Origin of the sequence: Streptococcus sp. HMSC070B10, assembly GCF_001808665.1 — a bacterium.
Taxonomy (GTDB): domain Bacteria; phylum Bacillota; class Bacilli; order Lactobacillales; family Streptococcaceae; genus Streptococcus.
Map to the genome: position 1 here is coordinate 1 of NZ_KV794181.1, position 209 is coordinate 209.

Consider the following 209-nt stretch of genomic DNA (forward strand, 5'->3'; position numbering starts at 1 on the left):
AAAGAAGTTACAGTAACACCAGATCAACCAAAAACACCAGGAACTCCAGTAGATCCAAATAACCCAGATGGACCTAAATACCCAGCTGGCTTGGAAGAAAAAGATCTAAACAAAACTGTTACACGTACAATCACTTATGTGTACGAAGATGGAACTCCAGTATTAAATGAAGATGGAACACCAAAAACAGTAACACAAGAAGCTAAATT

The 209-nt window shown here is 37.3% G+C and carries 1 protein-coding gene; it reads left to right on the forward strand.

Features of this window, described 5'->3' with window-relative positions; genetic code table 11:
* The coding region (locus tag HMPREF2613_RS05630; RefSeq protein WP_142350481.1) for a mucin-binding protein at positions 1-209 on the forward strand (209 nt) is incomplete at both ends.